The organism is Aliibacillus thermotolerans, assembly GCF_027853235.1.
Taxonomy (GTDB): Bacteria; Bacillota; Bacilli; order Bacillales; family Marinococcaceae; genus Aliibacillus; species Aliibacillus thermotolerans.
In genome coordinates this window covers 1-20,440 of the sequence record NZ_WKJG01000019.1, presented here as the reverse complement: position 1 = coordinate 20,440, position 20,440 = coordinate 1, and the positions used below count along the sequence as shown (strand labels likewise).

Genomic DNA, 20,440 nt, shown 5'->3' with positions numbered 1-20,440 from the left:
AGGCCCCTCACGTCACATTATTCCGACATCGATATATTCGTCGAGGTCTTTTCTTCTTGTTCTCGGTCTGATACAAATAGTATTCCTAACTCATGATGCTCGTTCGCATATACCGCGGATTGCACATGTCTCACTTCGCCACGAATATCCTTTACCTCCAACTTACAATAGGCCGAATTCCTTTGAATCCCCGTATATAAATCTCGTTCATGCAGAATTGGTTGACCATTTGCTTTCACAATTATTTCTCCTGGAGTAATACCAATCTTTTCCGCAGTGGATCCTGGTAATACATCCAATACCCGAATACCTGCCGGTGGCAACGTAAAAAACGGATAATTTTCACGCGCTTGCCAATAGTTATGTAAAGAAATAGCGATACGAGCGAGAATGACAATTCCTAAAACGAAAGGAACAATTCTCTCTTCATAATAACTAAGCCAAGCAAATGCTCCCATGACGACACCTAAAATGACGACTTTTTTTCCAGTGCGAGAAATGGCTGCGTGAGGCAACGTATGCAAAACGCTTTGTTTCGCGCCGATAGCGAATGGAACAAGAAACAGTGAAACGCTTTCTACTCCCGTCGGTAAGAATAGCCACCAATCTTGTGCCACTAAGCCTCCCACTGGAAGAGGAAGAAACAATGGAATAAACCATATTCTTTGAAGACGATGAGCTCCTATATATTTTCCCCGGGGGCTTTTCACTAACAACGGAGAAGTGTACTTTGGTCCATTGGTCCAAATAAGGCTTCCTTCTACAATGAGAAGAAACGCAAGAAACACAAGAAGCAAACGTCCGTCCATTTCTTGTAAGGATGATAAAAAACGCCCCATTTGAAAACTCTCAATTTGAAGCATCGGCAACAGAAAGAGAGACAGTCCCGCGAATCCTATCGTATAAGCAGGAGAAAGCAGCCGGACTCTTCCCATTACAATAAATAACAACAACCAACCACTTACAATAAGAAAGAAAGAGAATGGAAATACGATGCCGAGTGTAAGAAGAGCGAAAGATAATATCATTCCTGCCAAGAAGCCTGGAAAAAGAGGAGCGGTGACGTCAAACCAAGAAGGATGAATGCGAATATGAAAAAATTGACGTTCACGCTTTACTCGTAGAATGCCAAGAACAAACATTGCCATTGGAATGATATACGTGAGTGGATGAGCAAAAAAACGTCCAAACGCTTTTAATAATTCCCAAAGAGTCGCTTCCATTCTTTTAGCTTCCTTTCCTCTAAAAGATGAATACTGCCGCTAATATCGTAATGAATGATTATCTGTCGGTGTAAAGATGGGCGGAGTAAACGTGACTACTCCGCTAAGATAACTGTTCTTGTATTAAGTTGAGGGCTTCTTTCAATTGACGATCGTTTTCTTCAGAGCGAATTAAGTCTAAGAGCGCTTGATTCAAGCTTGTCGCAGTCTCATAATCAATTGCACCGGTCACCGCTAATCCATCCGTTTTTGCTTGAAAATCTTCTACTGCTTGTCTCGTTTGTACATCAAAAAGACCTTCATTTTGACCTGGAGAATACCCTAGCCCTTCCAGTATATTTTGAGCTACAGCAACCTGTTCACCATAAGATCCTTCACTGAGTGTTTCTTCCTCTTCTAACGATAACACCGGGGAATAAAAATAGTCTGGTTGCATGACTTCTACCGTCGGCTCGACTCCTTCTTCATTAATCCAATGACCATCGGGAGTTAACCATTTAAACATGGATAATTTTAGCTCACTGCCATCTCCTAAATCGAGGGCTTGTTGTACCGTTCCTTTTCCGTATGTTGTTTCTCCAACAAGGTCATAATTACCAGCTTCTTTTAAAGCTGCCGCTAAAATTTCAGACGCAGAAACACTGCCGCGGTCAATGACACCAACTATCGGATACGGCTTTTTCTCTTTTAACGTGGAAACCGATTGGACAACATTTCCATCAGGGTCTTGAATTTGGACGATATTTTCCCCTCCAGGAATGACAAGGTCTCCAATATCTTCCACACTATTTAAAAATCCGCCTGGATTCCCTCTGACGTCAATAATCAGTCCTTCCATTCCATCTTCTTCTAACGTTTTTAATTGTTCTTCAAATTCGGAAGCTGTATCTTCAGAAAAAGAAGTAATTTCAATATAACCAATTTTTTGTCCATCTTCTGTAAACATTTTCGAATAAACTGTTTCTACAGGTATTTCATCCCGTACCACTTCCACATGAAACGGTGTGGAAGCACCTTGTCTTTGTATCGTCAATGTGACCGTAGTTCCTTTTTCTCCACGAATTTTTGCCACCGTCTCTTGAAGCGTTGCCCCTTCTGTTGATTCACCATCCACTTCCAACACTCGATCATTCGGTTGTATCCCTGCTTTTTCCGCCGGAGAATCTCGAAAAGGTGAGACGATCGTCACTACGCCATCTACCATACTTACTTCTGCACCAATTCCTTCAAAGGAAGACTCTAACGACTGATTAAAATGTTCTGCCGATTGTTCTTCCATATAGACAGAATGAGGATCATTCAGCTCTTCTACCATTCCGGAAAGCGCACCATTAATTAACTTTTCTTCATCTATCTCTTCCATGTAATTCTCTTGGATCAATTCATATACTTTTTCAATTTTTTCTATCCCTACATCTGCTGTTTCCGCAGAGGAAAAACCTACTCCGTCTCCCGAAACAGGAACTTCTTGCAAATTTATGCCCGCAAAAACCCCACCTGCTCCGGCAAGGAGTGCAATACCAACAAACGCTGCTGCCATTTTCGCTTTCCATTTCATGTCGCTCACCTCAACTATTCGCTTCCTATTATTCTACCATGAAAGATGAGAAGTAAAAATAGTTGTCAAGTTCCAGATTAGCATAAGTAATTCTTCGGTTATTTGGTTACAATAACACGAACGATATGATTACAATAACAAAGGAGATTTTCAGTGATGTTATTTCGTACGTTTTCCTTTGATAAGTGTACAAAATGGATCGTATTTTTCATGATTTCAGTGTTATTTTTTGCCCCGCAAGCACACTCAGTTTCCGCACAGGAGGAAGCACTAACTGTAAGAGTCGCATCCATTGTCATTGATAATGAACCGATCAAAACAGAATATGTGATGAAGGATGGGCATTTGCTTGTACCGGCACTATTTTTTAAACATATGGGTACGAAGGTTGATAAAAGTGACAAGTATCAATCCCTCGTGTTCCGGTATGGTGATATTCAATTTGCCCTTCCAATCGGAAAAAAACAATCCTACAAGTCCGTAAAAGGAACAACAAAGTGGGAAACGTCCACTTTGACGACAGAAGTCTTGGAATTGGAAGGAGAGGCATTTGTGCCCCTTTTAGACGTCGTAAAAAATTTAGAAATGGACGTTACCTATGATTCAAGAATGAAGCGTACTTTTGTAACGACGAACTCAGCGCCAGCACCAAAAGCAATCTCTACTGGCAACCCGAATAAAAAACTTGTTTCCCTTACGTTTGATGACGGACCAGACCGCCACTACACACCGCAAATTTTAGATATATTAAAAGAAAAAGGAGTAAAAGCGACATTTTTCGTTACAGGGGAACAAGTGAAAAATCATCCTGACATCATGAAACGGATTGTCGAAGAAGGACATAGTATCGGAAACCATACGTGGAGCCATCCCTCCCTAGACGAGACGTTTACGGCAGACGTCATTCAGGAAGTGACGTCTACCCAACAGATGATTGAAAAAACAGTCGGTCGGGCTTCCGATTTATTTCGACCACCTTATGGCGCCATCACAAAATCCGACGCCATCGTTCTTCATGATATAGGTTATCGAGTGATTCTTTGGTCCGTTGATACACTGGATTGGAGTGGAAAATCAAAAGAAGAGATAATAGACATCGTAGAACGTGACATCTCGCCAGGAGGAATTGTTTTACAACACAACTTTCAATCGACAGAACGAGTTTTAGACGGAACAGTGGAAGCACTTCCGACAATCATTGATCACCTACGAAAAAAAGGATACAAGTTCGTGACAGTGCAAACATTGTTAGACAATTACTAGTCCAAAAGGACAATATATGTAGAATAGAATGAGGGCCTATTCCTTTGAAGATGGCCCTTTTTTCATGGAACGCTTTTCGAAAAGCGCCATTTTATGACTACCAATACATAGGCCGAAGTTTGTTTTCTACAACTGCCGTTTCTCTACCATGTTCAAAACATATCATTAAAGTAGTTTTAAGGAAAATGGTAGATCATGCTCTGATAAACTTTGTTAAGAAAGGAAGAGAAAATATGATACCTCCTCATGGTGGAATATTAATACAGAAATTAACAGATGAACTGCAAAAAGATGAATTACTCTCAAAAATGAAAACGACTGTGCAAATTTCTGACGAATCATTAGCGGATCTGGAGTTAATTGCGAATGGCGCATATAGCCCTTTAGATGGATTCATGGATAAGGAGAATTACCTTCATGTTTTAAAAAACATGAGATTGAAGAATGGTCTTGTATGGAGTCTTCCGATTACATTGGCCGTAACAAAAGAAAAAGCAAACGAGTGTGACCTAGGAACTTTGATTGGATTAAAAGGAAAGGACGGAAAAACGTATGGAGTCCTAGAGCTTACGGAAAAATACGGCTATGACAAGAAAGAAGAAGCCAAATTAGTTTATGGAACGACGGATAAAAATCATCCAGGTGTAAAAAAGTTATACAGCAAAGGAGATGTTTATTTAGCAGGTCCAATTCATCTTATCAACAATCCTTCTCATTCGCCATTTGAAGATTATGTCTTAAGCCCGCTAAAAACAAGAAAATTATTTTCTCAATTAAATTGGAATACAGTTGTCGGCTTTCAAACAAGAAATCCGATTCACCGAGCACACGAGTATATTCAAAAGTGTGCATTAGAATCAACAGACGGTTTATTTCTCCACCCCCTTATTGGAGAAACAAAAAAAGATGACATTCCAGCTGATATACGGATAGAAAGCTATAACACTTTACTCAAACATTATTATCCTGATAATAGGGTAAAATTAGCGGCTTTTCCAGCAGCCATGAGATATGCTGGCCCTAGGGAAGCTATATTTCATGCTCTTGTCCGTAAAAATTATGGTTGCACTCACTTTATTATCGGAAGAGACCACGCTGGTGTCGGTGATTATTACGGAACATATGAGGCCCAAGAAATATTTAACCAGTTTTCTACCGACGAGATAAATATAACTATTTTAAAATTTGATCACGCTTATTTTTGTAAAATTTGCAATAGTATGAGCACGATTAAAACTTGCCCTCACCATAGCAATCACCATCTTCATTTAAGTGGAACAAAAGTTAGGGAGATGTTACGACAAGGAAAAAAACCTCCGAAAGAATTTACTCGTCCTGAAGTTGCTGAAGTTCTTATCAAAGGATTGAACAAGCGTTGACTTGGGAAATAGTATTTACCTTGTTCTTCATTGGTCTCATGCTAATTGGACTTATCTTTGAAATTGCAAGTCCTTTTATCGTTATTTTCTTCACTCTTACAATATTTGTAATTACTGGTATTGTTTCAATAGAGGAAGCATTATCCGGCTTCGCTAATGAAGCATTATGGACGATTGCTATGTTATTTATTATCGCCGGCACAATAAAGAAAAGCGGGATTATTGACCAAATAATTTCACGATTGCTACAAAGACAAGGAACTGTGAAAAAAACATTATTGAAACTTCTTCCACCTATAGCTGGACTTTCTGCTTTTTTAAATAACACCCCTATTGTAATCACGTTAACGCCTATCCTCCGTGACTGGTGCGAAAAAAATAACATACCACCATCTAAGCTTTTAATCCCACTTTCTTACGCTACTATTTTAGGGGGAACTATCACATTAATGGGAACTTCTACCAATCTCATTATTCACGAGTTGATGATAGAAAACGGTCTTCAAGGATTTTCTATTTTTACACCTTTGGCAATCGTGGGGATACCAATCACTGTATTAGGTATTGGTTACTTGATATGTATTGGTCATAAATTCTTGCCTTCTCACAAACCTATAAAAGACACTGTGGCAGAACAAAGTCGTGAATATTTAGGAGAAGTAGTGATTGAAAAAAATTTTCCCTTCACCTATCTTACCATTGATGACGCGGGCTTGCGAAACTTAAAAGGGATCTATTTTATTTCTCTTCTTAGAGGCAAAAAGAGAATAACTCCCTTAAAGAGCACGACAATAGTCCAACCGGGAGATCGCCTCACTTTCACTGGTGATCTTTCGTCTATAGCCGAGCTACAATCGATAAAAGGCCTTCAGATAGAAACAAATTCAGATATGGATATAAGTGATTTATGTAATAATCACACGAATTTTGTAGAAGCAGTCGTTTCCCATCATTCGACTCTTCTATATCAAAAATTAAAAGACACACAATTTCGAGCAAAATATGACGCTGTCGTCATTGCAGTCCATCGAAAAAATGAACGTATCCACAGTAAAATAGGTGACATTATCTTAAAGCCTGGAGACACTCTCTTAATGTTAACCGGATCTGATTTTCAAAAAAATAGTGGTAAAGACGATGATTTCTATGTCGTTACCCCAGTTAAGCGTACAAGTTACACTAAATCCAATAGTAAACGTGGTTGGTTTGCCATCGCTATTTTTCTGGCCATGATTACCCTTGTAACTTTTCAAATTTTATCTATGTTTATGGCGTTGTTAATAACGATTTCTTGCTTTTTTCTTTTTCGAATGTTCAAACCATCTGAAGCAAAGCATTATATACAACTTCACGTGCTTATGATCATTGCTTGCTCCTTAGGAGTCGGGAAAGCTTTAACGAACTCTGGAACAGCTCAATGGGTCGCAGATAAACTTTTGTATCTAACAGAACCATTCGGGGTGTTAATGATCCTCATTTCTGTCTATTTTATCACGATGATGTTCACGGAATTTATAACGAATAATGCTACAGCTGTATTAATGTTCCCAATTGCTATGGAGATTTCCAATGTAGTATCTTTAGACCCACTCGTATTAGCAGTAATTGTAACTATAGCGGCTTCCGCCAGTTTTGCTACACCGATCGGCTATCAAACTAATTTAATCGTATATGGACCAGGTGGATATTCCTTTAAAGATTTCTTAAAAGCTGGTATCCCACTTAATATGATGACAATGATCGCAACCGTCACTATCGTATATTTATTCTGGGTTTAAAACAAAAGGAGGTTATTGAGAATGGGACAAAAAAATATTACGTGGCATCAGGGTCATATCTCTAAGTCCGATCGTCAGAAATTAAATAATAAAATAAAAAGTGCAGTCCTTTGGTTTACCGGGCTTTCTGGTTCCGGAAAGTCAACAATTGCAGTTGAAATCGAAAAAGAACTATACCACGCTGGTATTCTCTCTTATCGGTTAGATGGGGATAACATACGTCACGGTTTAAATCGTGATCTCGGTTTTACTCCACAGGAAAGAACAGAGAATATCAGGAGGATTGGGGAAGTATCCAAGTTGTTCGTCGATGCAGGTATTCTGACATTAGCTTCATTTATCTCTCCATATAGAAAAGATCGTGAAATGGTAAGAAACCTTCTGGATAAAGGTGAATTTGTTGAAGTTTATGTGAAATGTGACTTATCGGAGTGTGAGAAACGAGATCCTAAAGGACTATATAAAAAGGCAAGAAATGGAGAAATAAAAAGTTTCACTGGCATTCATTCTCCATATGAAGAACCTATTTCCCCTGAAATTATCGTAGAAACGGACAAACAAACACTCCAAGAATCCGTCAATCAAATATTGAACTATTTAATCAAAAACAAGTATATGTAGCCTCCTAATATTTTCCTCTTCCTTTTTCTCACGACCTGTTTTACCAGTCATACAATGGAAGGAAATATGTTTCTTAAAAAGGAGAGAAATCAATGAACCATTTCACACCCGAAGTCTCGATTGTTATTCCCGCTAAAAATGAAGGGATAAATGTGCGAAACACACTGAACTCCTTATTTTCTACCCGTACAAACCAACGATATGAAGTGATCGTAGTTGATGATGGTTCCACTGACGGTTGTTGTGATTTTATCCAACAAGAAACGACATATAAACATGTCCATCTGTTGAAGACAAACGGAATAGGAGCTGCCAATGCAAGAAATTATGGTGCTCAGTATGCCAGAGGACAATATCTTGTTTTTTGCGATGCCCACTTATTCTTTAAAGATATGTGGATGGATAGACTAGTCAATCCTTTAAAAAAGAGGAAAACAGACGCGATTTGTCCAGGTATTGCTGATGTAAACAACACCTCTTCTGTCGGATATGGTCAATCCTTAAAACCTAATCTTGTAATCTATTGGACAGGAAAACCTGCAAACATTTCGGACACGGCGGTTTTACCCGGTGGGTGCTTTATGATTTCCAAGAAAGTTTTTCAAAGTGTAGGTGGCTTTGAGTCTGGGTTTAAAACTTGGGGTTATGAAGATATTGAACTTTCCATCAAGCTTTGGTTATTCGGCTACAGATGCAGTGTCCATCCAGATGTAAAGGTCTTTCATGTATTTAGAACTTCTCATCCCTATCAACTCAGTCGTCACCACTTAGATTATAACTTAATGAGATTGGCCTACTCTCACTTTAACACCACACGTATCAACAAATGTAAACGATTATTAAAACAAGATCCAAAAAAAATAGATAAGCTTGTTCTAAGAGATCATGTGTTGAAACAAAGAAAAGCGTATTTTCAAAAAAGAAAGTACGATGACACATGGTATTTCAAGAGATTCAGTATCCCCTTCTAAACCTCCCCCTTTCCCCTTTTCTCTTTCCTTTACGACTGGATAAAAGCCAATATCCCCCTTCTTTATGTTAATGGTCTAAGAAATGGAAGACCTTCATTCATACAATGATAGAAAGCCTGCGAGGCTTTTGATGAGAAAACGTAAGGAGGGAGGGTTTTCAATGAAAATCATGACGATATTAGGCACTAGACCGGAAATCATTCGGCTTAGCTTAGTGATGAAAAAGCTGGATCAATTTGCAGATAAACACATTATCGTTCATACAGGACAAAATTTTACTACTACTTTGAACGATATTTTTTTTGAACAACTTCATTTACGAAGACCAGATTATATTTTAAGCGATAGACAACAGTCTTTAGGTGAACAGCTTTCAAGAATGTTTTTAGAATTAGAAAAAATATTCATGAAGGAAAGGCCTGACAAAGTTTTAGTGTTAGGGGATACCAATAGTTCTTTAGGAGCGATTTTGGCAGAAAGAATGGGGATTCCGGTAGTGCATATGGAAGCTGGCAATCGCTGTTTTGACTGGAATGTTCCGGAAGAAATAAACAGACGTATGATCGACAGTATTTCAAGTTACAACCTTCCCTACACTCAAAACAGTAAAGAAAATTTATTGAGGGATGGAATTGCGAGCAAGCAAATTATGCTATCTGGCAATCCTATTTATGAGGTTCTCGAAAATTATAAAACGCAGATAGACGCAAACGATATTTTAAAAAAACTTCAACTGGAAAAAAAGGATTACTTCCTTGTGACAATTCATCGGGCAGAAAATGTAGATAACGCAGAAAGTTTCATTGAAATCATAAAAGGGTTAAACTTGGTTGCCGAAACATTTCAAAAAAGAATGATTTGTAGCTTACATCCCCGCACGAAATCAAAGTTAAACCAAGCAAGTAATATTGGTATCCATCCTCTTCTAGAGTTCTATGAACCATTTGGTTTTTTTGAATTTGTGAAACTTGAAAAATCTGCCTTTTGTGTATTAACAGACAGTGGAACGGTCCAAGAAGAATGTTGCATTTATCACATTCCTACAGTAACCGTCCGAACAACGACAGAAAGACCAGAGACGGTGGATTGTGGAAGTAATATGGTCTCTGGAATTGATCAAAAGAACATTCTTAAAGCCGTAAAAGTAATGACAAAACAGCCACTGAATTGGAAGTGCCCGGATGGCTATTTAGATAAAAACGTTTCAGAAAGAGTCGTCAAATTCATCTTAGGAGGTGCAAACATTGTTTAAGAATCAAACGATTTTAGTCACTGGAGGAACGGGATCATGGGGAAATGAGTTGGTAAAGCAATTACTAGCTAAAAATCCCAAAGAGATCCGAATTTTTTCTAGAAATGAATTTACTCAAGTAGTGATGAAACACAAATTTGATAATAATAAAAAACTATCTTTTATTATCGGAGACATTCGTGATAAATCCGCATTGAATGAAGCATGTAGAGGAGTCGATTTCTTATTTCATCTCGCTGCCTTGAAACATGTTCCAGTTTGTGAAGACCAACCTTATGAAGGGCTAAAAACGAACGTATATGGTACACAAAACGTTATTGAAGCTTCCATTGAACAGAAAGTGAAAAAAGTGATTTATATTTCAACAGATAAAGCTGCCAACCCCACTAACTTCTACGGATTTACGAAAGCATTGGGAGAACGATTGATTATTCATGCAAACATTTTAACGAAGGAAACAAAATTTATTTGTGTACGAGGTGGAAATGTTTTAGGAACAAATGGCAGCGTGATTCATGTTTTTAAGGACCAAATACAAAATAAATCAAAAGTTGGGATCACTGATAAAAGAATGACCCGCTTTTTCTTAACCCTCGAAGATGCTATTAAACTATTATTTAAAGCTTCCTATGAAAGCATTGGTGGAGAAATTTTCGTGATGAAAATGCCAACATGTAAAATTATAGACTTAGCCAATGTCCTTATTGAAGATTCAGGAAAAAAGAATGTAAAGATTGTGGAGACGGGGATACGTCCTGGAGAAAAACTCCATGAAATATTATTAACAGAATATGAAAGCAACAATACCGTTATTTACGATAAAGAGTATTATGTCATTTTACCCTCTATTAAAATCGAAGGCCTATCAGAACACTATGCAAACTATCCACCCATCGATTTAGATCACTATCACTCTAATCACTCCCTTATGTCCAAAGAAGAAATTAAAGACATGTTAAAAAAGGGAGGGTTTATTTAAATGAAGTTATTAATTATTGGCGGTAAAGGAATGGCCGGTCATATGATCCGTGACTATTTTTCCCGAAAAAATCACGAAGTTTATTACACGTCTAGAGATTCCTTTGATAAGAAAAGTATTTATCTTGATGTTCACGATTTAACCACTCTGAAAAAAACGATACAAAACTTGAAACCAGATGTCGTTATTAATTGTACAGGTATATTAAATAAGAAAGCGAGTGAACAAAAAAAAGAAGCTATTTACGTCAACAGCCTCTTTCCACATCTATTAGCGAAAATGTCAAAAGAAAATCAAGCAAAATTTATTCATTTAAGTACCGATTGTGTGTTTCAAGGTGACCGTGGTGATTACAGAGAAAGAGACTTTCCGGATGGAACTTCCGATTACGCCAGAACAAAAACATTAGGAGAGGTTTATCACCCTCCCCATTTAACCGTCAGAACATCTATTATTGGCCCAGAATTAAAAAAAGATGGAATCGGATTGTTTCTCTGGTTTATGAATCAAAAAGGAACGATAAAAGGATATAAAAATGTACTGTGGAATGGTGTGACCACCTTAGAATTAGCAAAAGCTTTAGAGAAAATGATTTCTCAAGAAATTACCGGATTGTACCATCTAACTGCCCCTAAAAAGATTTCGAAATACAAATTATTAAAAATGATCCAACGGGTTTTTAACAAAAACGACGTTCATATTGTACCCGATTACGAAATAAAATTAGACAGAACTCTGGTCAACACACGAAAAGACTTCCATTATGAAGTACTTGATTATGAAGCAATGCTTACGGAATTAAAAGAATGGATGAATCGGTCATGACAGAAAAAATATTAATTACTGGAGCAAACGGTTTTACTGGAAAACATGCTTGTCATTACTTTTCCAAAAAAGGAATGAAAGTAATAGCAGCGGTTCGAAGAGATAATAATATATGTAATCATTCAGTAAAGCAAGCGGTTTGTGACCTTACAAAGAAAAACGAAATAGAATTATTATTGAGAAAAGAAAAGCCGTACTATATCCTTCACTTGGCCGGGCAAAATGATGTGAGTAAATCATGGAATCATCCCCATTTAACAATGGAAACAAATGCATTTGCCACCTTACATTTGCTTGACGCTGTCCGACAAGAAAACTTCCCTTGTAAAATAATAGTGGTAACGTCGGCACTTCAATACGATATGAAGATAGACAAGTATCCACCTCATCCTTACAGTTTAAGCAAATCCGTTCAAAGTATTATTTCTGAATCTTGGTCTGAGTTTTTTAATCTAGAAATCATCATTGCCAAACCGAATAACCTTATAGGACCTGGAGATTCAAATGGCGTCTGTTCCCTTATTGCTAAAAAAATTGTCGACTATGAAAATAACAAATCGAAAGATCCTATCGTTATCAATGATAGCAGTATTCATAGAGATTTTCTCGACGTAAGAGATGCTGTCAAAGCATATGATTACCTCTTTCAACGAGGAAAACGAAATGAAATATATAACGTTGCCTCAGGAAAGAGTCAGTCTTTAGGGGATTTAATTTATATTTATCGAGAATTATCTAATACTAACTTCCCTGTAAGTATAAAAAAATCTAGCAAAGAAATATCACCTGTACAAGTAGATATTTCCAAATTAAAAGCGTTGGGGTGGTCTCCTCGGATACCATTTCGAACTTCTTTACAAGATATTCTTGATTACTATCGAAAAAAAGCAGTCAAAAAATAAAAATCTGACTCCGGAATGTATGTTTCCCGGAGTTTATAATAATGACTATATTTTGAGTTCTTTAAACATATTCATCATATGTTGAGCGTAAATTTCGGGAGAAAAATGATGTTGAATGTAATCTCTAGCGTTTGTTCGAATTTTTTGTTTTAATACTGGATGATTGAACAAGTCCTTTGCTTCTTTTACTCCCGCGTCCACATCATCTTGGGGGAATATTTTTCCCGTCTCATTATGAAATACAAAACTTTTAACACCATCCGAATCCGTAGTGATCACTGGACACATGCAACTCATCGCTTCTACAATAGCGTATCCAAATCCTTCCACCTTGGAAGTCGAACACAAGAATCCTCCTGAATTTCCAATTCGGGAATAATAGATCGGCATTTGATCATAAGGAACATTTGAAAATCTCTCTATGACATTCTCAAGTCCAAGTTCTGCCACTTGATTTTCAAACTTTCTTTTTTGTTCATCCGTAAGAAAGCTTAATGTGTCATCACCAAACATCCACACCTTTAAATCTTTATTCCATTCAAGAAGACGCGCGCAAATCTTTAAAAATAATTGCCAATTCTTATTTTCTTCTATTCTCCCTACCCATCCAATAATAGAATTTTTCTCTTTCGGCAATCCTTCTACATAAGAAAACAATTCCGCATCAATACAATTATGGAAACAGTACTTTTTTGTATTTGTAAAATACTTTTCAATGTATTTTTTTAAGTGAGGAGTCTGTGGATACAAAATGGCATCTATATGTCTTTCTATTTTAGGCTGGACAAATTCGAGAAAACGCTCCGCCTGTTCAAAAGAGCCAAGCCCTTGAATTTCATAAATGATTTTTCCTTTATATCCCATTTTCCTTAACTTTTCTATAATAACGTTATCTGTATTTACGATAATGGCATTGTATTTCTCTCGTTCCACTATGGATTGGATGACATGGTCTTTATCGGTAATGTATGTTTTTTCCTTAATATTTTGTAACCCTGAACCTTTTTGATAATAAAGAAATTCAAAAATCACTCCTTTCCGCTGTAGAGCTAAGCTCCTTTGTCTTGCCAATGTTTCCACACCACCACTTGGAACATAGTAAATAAACAATATTTTCATACATCCCTCTCCCTTGAACGTGAATAAAGTAAAGCACTCTTCAACAATTTTATTCATAAAATAAGAAAGCGTTACAGAAAAATAAAGGAGCGAGCCTAATGAATGCGAAAGTATCCATTATCATTCCGTTTTATAATTGTCCTTATATAAATAAAGCTATTGACAGCGCTCTACATCAAACATATCCAAACATTGAAATTATCGTTGTAAATGATGGTTCTACAAAGCATCAGTTAAATCTTCATCGATTGAGAAAAATAAAATCTTTTCGTTATATTGAAAAAGGAAATGGTGGAACAGCTAGTGCACTAAATATGGGGATAAGAAATGCAACTGGAGAATATGTTGCTTGGTTAAGCTCTGATGATGTACTCAATAAAAGGAAGGTAGAAAAACAAGTAATGTTCATGATGCAACGAAAATTCCATGTCAGCCATACTAATTTCTCTATCATCAATAAACACGGGCTAACGACCCATCCAAAAGCCGGGATTTCCTATACTAATAGACGACTATTTGTTAGAAATTTACTCAAATCTTGTTTTATTAATGGGAGTACCGTCATGTTTAAAAAAGACATCTTTCATCACGTAGGATATTTTGACGAACAAATCAGATACGCCCATGATTATGATTTATGGCTGAGAATAGCTTCCCATTATCCATTTGGGTATATCGATCAACCTCTCACTAAATACAGAGTACACCGTCAAATGGGATCATTGAAAAATACCCAAGCTCAAATCACAGAAGCCCAACTTATACGAATGAAATATGAACCACTTCTTAAAAATATCTAATTTTACTAGTTATGCTTATCCACTTTCTATGTTGAAGCGTATTCATCAACATGACATGAAATATACGATATCCAATCAAAGAAGGAGAGTAATCATTTGGCTACAAAAACGGCACCTTCAATTGTTAAACGATGTCTAACAATTGGGGTGCAGTTCGTTCACCAGTTATTAGATTGTTCATACCCTAGTTGAATGAGGACATCCCCAGCAACTTCTTTAAATGCTTCCTTATGCTCTTGTTTAAATTCTTTTTTCCAATCTCCTATCGATCCTTTTCTAAAGGTTGCTGATTTTTGCTCGTTCACATTGTTTTTCATAGCAGCGATCAACTCAGATTTGTTTAATTGCAATGGTGCTAGATCCTCTCCTAAAAAATCTATGATTCTTGATAACTGATTGTTGAAGGAAGCTTCGCTACGTTTAAGATCTTCAAAAGTGACACAACAAGTACTTGGGTCGCTCAACCAACCTAATTTATTCCGAGCAAACTCGTCAATGCTAGGTATTTTATGAATTCCAAACTTTTCACGCTCTTCTTTTGTTAACGTGACTCCCTTTATCATTGTCATCAATCGCTCGTCATGGGTTTTCAAATGGGATAAATAAGGGTGCCATGGATGATTATATTGATTTTTCATTACAAAATGAACAAGTGACACAACATTATCACGTAAATCTCTACTTATAAAAATTGTTTTTATTTTCCTTTGTTTAATGAAATGATGAAGGGAATAGCTTAAATGTCCGGGACCAACAAAACTTTCCTGAATTTTATCTAGATCTTCTTCCCCTGCAATCCATGAAGGGGTTATCTTCATCCCAGGAATACCGAGAATCAATTGCAATAGTAGGTGTGTACCACTTTTCGGTATAGAATTAACCAATACTTTTGCACGGCTTTGTATTTGTGATTGACTCATAGAGATACCTCCAAAATGTTTATTTTCATTTTTTAAAAGTTCTTTCAAGTCATTCGTTTTATACACTTTCCCACATATCAATTCATCATTGTCAAAATTTTCTTTTCTCATCTCTATTTCTAAAGCAACAACAGAAGTTGGAAAATTACCTTCACCATATAAAAGAGTGTAAGGAGTATCCGTAAATTCCATTCCTTTCATGAAAGTTCCCCGAATACTTTTTCCTGGTAAATGCACAAACATTATACGGGGGTCGCTAATATGTTGAAGTGTCGAAATTCCCTCTTTATCCACACTTTGATCTATAATTACTAACTTATAGTTACTAAAGGTCTGATCTAAAAGTGATTCAAGCTTTTCAATTGTTTCAGGGGAACCGTCTCCAACTGGAAAGATAACTGTTAATTCATAAGGGATATTTCTACGTTTTCTTGCATTAACTTTTGCTAAATTGTAAATGTATCTCCAGTGTCTTTGTTTTTCGATTGAATTTTTTAATTGTGCTGATATACTTTGTTGCGAGTCTGTACGATATTCCATTAATACTTCAGGAATGAAAGCAATATCGCAGTGTTCCGTCAATCTTAACCAATAATCATAGTCTTCTACAGGCTCCAGATAATAGCCATTTATTTTATTAGCTACATTTTTTTTGTACATGAAGGAAACGCCAATAAAACAATAGTCCAAGAGCTTCTCTTTAGGTTGATCTTGATGAGCTAAAAACTCCTTTAAAGACGGCTCAGGTAACCTTTCTCCTTGATCATCAATATGGAAAAAAGAGCTAAATACTAATCCTACCTCTTCCGGTGAATTCACAAGCTTATCTCTTAATTTTTCTATCATTTGTTCATAGTGAATATTGTCGCTTGAAACCCAAGTTAAATACTTCACTTCTTTTTTCTTCATAATAAAATTAAAGCCCCTGTTTAATGCTTTTGAGACCCCTTCATTTTTTTTCTTTACAATCACATGGACTCGATCATCATTATTTACTTCATTCAGGGTGATTTTAATCGTTTCTGCTGGAGATCCATCAAATACAATGACTAAATAAAAGTCCTGATACGTTTGATTGAGAATTGTTTGGATCGCTTGTTTTAAATACTGGGGCTCTTGTTTGTAAATCGGCATGACTATCCCTACATCTCTCATATCGCTCCTCCTCTCTCTTTACGATACAGCTTATCCAATTAACTATCTGTTCGTATTGCTTGAAGTTTTTTTTCAAAAATCTTCTTTGCTAATTCGTATAACTGAATGTCTAACTGATTATTTTCAGTAATTTGATCAATTACTTCTTTTGAAAAGTCACTTCTGGAAGTTTTATTAGGATTCTCATTTATTTTCTGATAATTAAGGTTATTCCAACCTAAATCATGTTCTAATATTTTAAGTGAGTCGTCGAATCGTTCTGTAATCCCAACAAAATAAATGTTGTGTTCCATGACTTTAATAGCTTGTGTCAAATGAGGCGTTTTTCCGCCACAAAAGTAACGAGTTTGTAAATTTTTCGTCTGTACGTCAAAAAATTTACAGTTTAAAAACTGCTCAATAGTTAAATCTTTCACTTTTTCATGATGAATGTGTCCAGAGGATCTTTTCATAAAAAGATAATGCGAAATCACCCGGTCTACTGGATCACGTAACATCGTTATATAAAATGAAGGTTTTGAGTACTTTTTATGAATTCCATAATAGACATGGCCCATAAAAGCATCGGAATTCTCAACTTTTTTCTTCAAACTTGATAATCCCTTCCCCTTTCCTACCCAGTTAACTGATTTTTTGTAATTATTTTGTATGATGGAGCGCAGTGTGGCTCCAGAAGCTTTAGGTATATGCATGAAAATAAGCAGTTTATTATGAAACAATCCCAATTTCCCCTTTATTCAACATTTCTTTTTTGTTTAACTCAAAACAAATACATATAAAAAGTTTTCTTACGATCAAGATTTAATTGTTCCTTCTCACCCTCATCATATGTTTGTATGAAGAGATAAGTTTGGGGTGAATCCACAAAAAGATAAATAAAATCATTCTCTATGGCACTAAATAATCTAATGGCATGATTTATGAGGCTGTCTAATAAGTCCTGAAAAATAAATCGAGAGTTCCTTTCAACAATCATTTAGCGCTGAAATGGTGCCATACATCGTGCATGGATTGCTTTCACAATGGTGTTTGGATTGAAACGGTGCCATGATCCATTCATAGTTTGTTTCCACAAACTATTTTTGAATGAAACGGTGGCATGAGCGATCCATGACTTGCTTTCATCAGACATTTTTGAATGAAACAGTGTTATGAGTCATTCATGGCCTGCTTCCATTAGCTATTTTTATATGAAACGATAGCATGACTATCCATGATTTACTTCCATCAACCATTTGGTGTTGGAAACATGCCATGATTCGGCCAAGAGGCGTTTCCAGAAGCAATTTTTGATGAAGCGATAACAAAAAAATGTCCAAAAAGTCACCAATCATGACTTTTTGGACAGCTCCCTCTTCCTCGCAAGTAAACTAATCGTTAAATATTTTTAACCTTACAGGTAAGCATTTTTTTCCTATGATTTGATAACATTTTACTCGGGGATACTTCTTAGAAAGTGAAATAATAAAATAAACGGCCTCATGGTAATGGGCATTTTCAATATCTTGTTGGGAAGGGATTGGCTCTGCAGTAGGGTGGGAGTGATAGATTCCTGTTAGCGTTTGACCTTTTGCTTTTTCAATTTTTTGAAGCTTATTTTCTAATTCAACTTGACTCATTTCAAAAGAATAGCTGCTACGTGCAATATTTTGCATCTCCCAAATTTTTTCGCATTTACCTGCTTCTCCTGATAAAATTCCACAGGCTTCTAATGGTTTTTCTTTCATACAATGTTGGAGCATCCTTTCCCAGACATCTTTTTTAATTAAAATTTCTTTTTTCAGACCAAGATGTTCTTTTTTTCCCTCCACAACAGCCGCATCCCTTTTTACTAGACGCAGACGTTCGGGGAACAACAGATTTTTTTTGTCTATATAATTGCCGAACTTGTTCAGGCTTCATTTTGTACCTCCTCCTCGATTAGCGTATTTATAAGGACTAAAAACAGTTGTTTGAGATTCCGAAGGCAACGGAACATTGTAGTGATGTGAAAGAGGTTTTTGCTCTTCTGTTCTAAAGGTAGGCACGTTTCCTTTGTCGTTCGTTTCTTTTTTTGCTGTATTTAATTGCTTTGATCTTCCTTCCATTTGCTTTCGAAGCTCTCTGTTTTTCATCTCCATATTTTTAATTTGTTTATGAAGTTGTTGGATTTTTTGTTCATACGTTTCTTTTATATGAACATCATCTTTATCACTGATTATCTCGCGTTGTCCTTCTATATTTTCGATATTTTTCTTTAGTTCTCTGATGTGCAATTGGTAACGTTCTTCTTTTTTCTTAAATTCTTCAATCTCTTTCTCAAGAATCTGAAGACGCTTCTTCATACTTTCATTTTTATTTTCAACTTTTTTATATTGTTCTAAGGTACTGTGGATTTCCTCATAACCTGATTCCAATTTTTTCAACTGTTCTGAATCTAACTCATTTTTAACATTATCACCTCCTTTGTCAGAATGACCCGCTTCTTGCTCTTTGTAACTTTCGAACATGTTGGTAACCTGATTGATTAAATCTTTTAATTGCTTCTCATGTTCCATGTTTTTTTGGATATTACTATCCCAGTCTTTCAGTAATTTTTTATAATGCTGAAATTCATTTTTAAATTCCGTCAAATCTTTTCTTAAACTTTCTATAGTAAATGGCGCTTCTTGCTCTTTTTCATTATTCTCATTACTATTCAAGGGAACCCACCTTCCTTCACCCATCTCATGTAGCCATTTAAGTTTATTTTGTATAACTTGTTCCTTTTCCTCTAATTGGTTCGTCACACGAAGAATATTCTTTTGCAAATCTAATGCGCTACCTTCAACGTTCCTTATTTTCTGCCTCGTTTCTTGATATTTAAACAAAATTTCCACTATTTGATCCAAGTTGCGCTTATACACATTTTTCATTTCTTTATAGACATCTTTTTGTGAGTCCTTTTGATTTTTATACCGTTTTATTTGTATATTTTTACTTTCTAATTCTTTTGCTAATTTTTTTTGTGTATCACGTTGAACATTTAAGATATAATCCTTCCTGTTTATTTCTTTTTTTAATGCCTGAAGTTGTTCTTTATAACGATTCATTTGTTTTTCGTAATCAATGATTTCATTTTGAAGTCGTGTGTATATTTTTTTATATTGTTCAACTGTTCCTATTTCTTCTTCTAATTGTAAGTTTTTCTCCTCATTCGTTTTCTTTAGGGAGAGAAGTAACTTTTTCAAATCCTCAAATAACTGATCAATGTCACTTGGTATCGTTTGATCGGAAATATCAGGATCTTTACAGGCACTCTGTTTCCATTCTGGTTGTTTCTGTTTTAATGTTCTCTTTAACTCTGACTCTTGATCTTTCAAATTTTTAAATACTTGTTTTGCATTCTCTAGTTTAGCGGACTGGTCCTTCAATCTTTTCTCTAACCGAGACAACGCGTCAAGAACAAAATCTTTTTCATTTTTTTTAATGACAAATTGTCTTATTTCCATATTGTTTCCCCACCTTCATCAAATTTACATATTTATACATATGTAAGAACATTTTTAATGTTCAATTGATGAAAAGGAGAAGGGTTTACATCCTCCTCCCTCCCTCAATAAAGTAAGAATATCTTCCAAATGCTCGCTTATTCTCAAAATTTCATAGACACTGTTTTACACCTAACAGCACTTCCACCTTATAAAAGGATAATCACAGAATATTCTAACAGGGTG

At 36.1% G+C, this 20,440-nt stretch carries 17 protein-coding genes; 10 read left to right on the top strand and 7 right to left on the bottom strand.

Features of this window, described 5'->3' with window-relative positions; all coding sequences use genetic code 11:
• Positions 1-17: 17 nt before the first annotated feature.
• Positions 18-1,223: a PDZ domain-containing protein gene (locus tag GJS40_RS01295; RefSeq protein ID WP_270895537.1), complete on the bottom strand. Its 1,206-nt coding sequence runs from the start codon at positions 1,221-1,223 to the stop codon at positions 18-20.
• Between the two features lie 103 nt (positions 1,224-1,326).
• Complete coding sequence (locus GJS40_RS01290; RefSeq protein WP_270895536.1) at positions 1,327-2,781, bottom strand: S41 family peptidase; 1,455 nt, start codon at positions 2,779-2,781, stop codon at positions 1,327-1,329.
• 156 nt (positions 2,782-2,937) lie between these two features.
• Between GJS40_RS01290 and GJS40_RS01285 the strand changes: the two genes are divergently transcribed.
• The 9 genes from GJS40_RS01285 to GJS40_RS01245 all read left to right on the top strand — a co-directional run bounded on the left by GJS40_RS01285 (position 2,938) and on the right by GJS40_RS01245 (position 12,751).
• Positions 2,938-4,044 (top strand): polysaccharide deacetylase family protein, encoded by a 1,107-nt coding sequence (locus GJS40_RS01285; RefSeq protein ID WP_270895535.1) that lies wholly within the window; start codon positions 2,938-2,940, stop codon positions 4,042-4,044.
• 203 nt (positions 4,045-4,247) lie between these two features.
• Positions 4,248-5,423 carry a sulfate adenylyltransferase gene (gene sat, locus GJS40_RS01280; RefSeq protein WP_270895586.1) on the top strand — a complete coding sequence of 392 codons (1,176 nt, stop codon included), beginning with the start codon at positions 4,248-4,250 and terminating at the stop codon, positions 5,421-5,423.
• Positions 5,420-7,201 carry an SLC13 family permease gene (locus tag GJS40_RS01275; protein WP_270895534.1) on the top strand — a complete coding sequence of 594 codons (1,782 nt, stop codon included), beginning with the start codon at positions 5,420-5,422 and terminating at the stop codon, positions 7,199-7,201. Before sat ends, GJS40_RS01275 begins: the two co-directional genes overlap by 4 nt.
• A 21-nt stretch (positions 7,202-7,222) precedes the next feature.
• Positions 7,223-7,822, top strand: a complete 600-nt coding sequence (gene cysC, locus GJS40_RS01270) for an adenylyl-sulfate kinase (RefSeq protein WP_270895533.1) — start codon at positions 7,223-7,225, stop codon at positions 7,820-7,822.
• 92 nt (positions 7,823-7,914) lie between these two features.
• Complete coding sequence (locus GJS40_RS01265; RefSeq protein WP_270895531.1) at positions 7,915-8,793, top strand: glycosyltransferase family 2 protein; 879 nt, start codon at positions 7,915-7,917, stop codon at positions 8,791-8,793.
• A gap of 160 nt (positions 8,794-8,953) precedes the next feature.
• Positions 8,954-10,045, top strand: a complete 1,092-nt coding sequence (wecB, locus tag GJS40_RS01260; RefSeq protein WP_270895529.1) for a non-hydrolyzing UDP-N-acetylglucosamine 2-epimerase — start codon at positions 8,954-8,956, stop codon at positions 10,043-10,045.
• Positions 10,038-11,024, top strand: coding sequence for a polysaccharide biosynthesis protein (locus GJS40_RS01255; RefSeq protein WP_270895527.1), 987 nt, complete (start codon positions 10,038-10,040; stop codon positions 11,022-11,024). The genes wecB and GJS40_RS01255 overlap by 8 nt, the downstream gene beginning before the upstream one ends.
• Entirely contained in the window at positions 11,025-11,849 is an 825-nt protein-coding gene (locus GJS40_RS01250; protein ID WP_270895525.1) for a dTDP-4-dehydrorhamnose reductase family protein, read from the top strand.
• Entirely contained in the window at positions 11,846-12,751 is a 906-nt protein-coding gene (locus GJS40_RS01245; protein WP_270895523.1) for an NAD-dependent epimerase/dehydratase family protein, read from the top strand. The genes GJS40_RS01250 and GJS40_RS01245 overlap by 4 nt, the downstream gene beginning before the upstream one ends.
• Before the next feature lie 45 nt (positions 12,752-12,796).
• Here the strand turns inward: GJS40_RS01245 and GJS40_RS01240 are convergent, their stop codons facing one another.
• The gene (locus GJS40_RS01240) at positions 12,797-13,870 is read right to left on the bottom strand and encodes a glycosyltransferase family 4 protein (protein ID WP_270895521.1); all 1,074 of its coding nucleotides are present in this window, start codon (positions 13,868-13,870) and stop codon (positions 12,797-12,799) included.
• A gap of 98 nt (positions 13,871-13,968) precedes the next feature.
• Here GJS40_RS01240 and GJS40_RS01235 point away from each other — a divergent pair, with 98 nt between their 5' ends.
• On the top strand, positions 13,969-14,670 hold the full coding sequence (locus tag GJS40_RS01235; RefSeq protein ID WP_270895519.1) for a glycosyltransferase: 702 nt from the start codon (positions 13,969-13,971) through the stop codon (positions 14,668-14,670).
• A gap of 158 nt (positions 14,671-14,828) precedes the next feature.
• Here the strand turns inward: GJS40_RS01235 and GJS40_RS01230 are convergent, their stop codons facing one another.
• From GJS40_RS01230 to GJS40_RS01215, 4 genes are all read right to left on the bottom strand, one after another.
• Positions 14,829-16,745 carry a glycosyltransferase gene (locus GJS40_RS01230; protein WP_270895518.1) on the bottom strand — a complete coding sequence of 639 codons (1,917 nt, stop codon included), beginning with the start codon at positions 16,743-16,745 and terminating at the stop codon, positions 14,829-14,831.
• Positions 16,746-16,783: 38 nt separating this feature from the next.
• Complete coding sequence (locus GJS40_RS01225) at positions 16,784-17,464, bottom strand: sulfotransferase family 2 domain-containing protein (RefSeq protein ID WP_270895516.1); 681 nt, start codon at positions 17,462-17,464, stop codon at positions 16,784-16,786.
• 651 nt (positions 17,465-18,115) lie between these two features.
• Complete coding sequence (locus GJS40_RS01220) at positions 18,116-18,556, bottom strand: M67 family metallopeptidase (RefSeq protein ID WP_270895514.1); 441 nt, start codon at positions 18,554-18,556, stop codon at positions 18,116-18,118.
• A gap of 87 nt (positions 18,557-18,643) precedes the next feature.
• The gene (locus tag GJS40_RS01215; protein ID WP_270895512.1) at positions 18,644-20,215 is read right to left on the bottom strand and encodes a coiled-coil domain-containing protein; all 1,572 of its coding nucleotides are present in this window, start codon (positions 20,213-20,215) and stop codon (positions 18,644-18,646) included.
• Between the last annotated feature and the right edge of the window lie 225 nt (positions 20,216-20,440).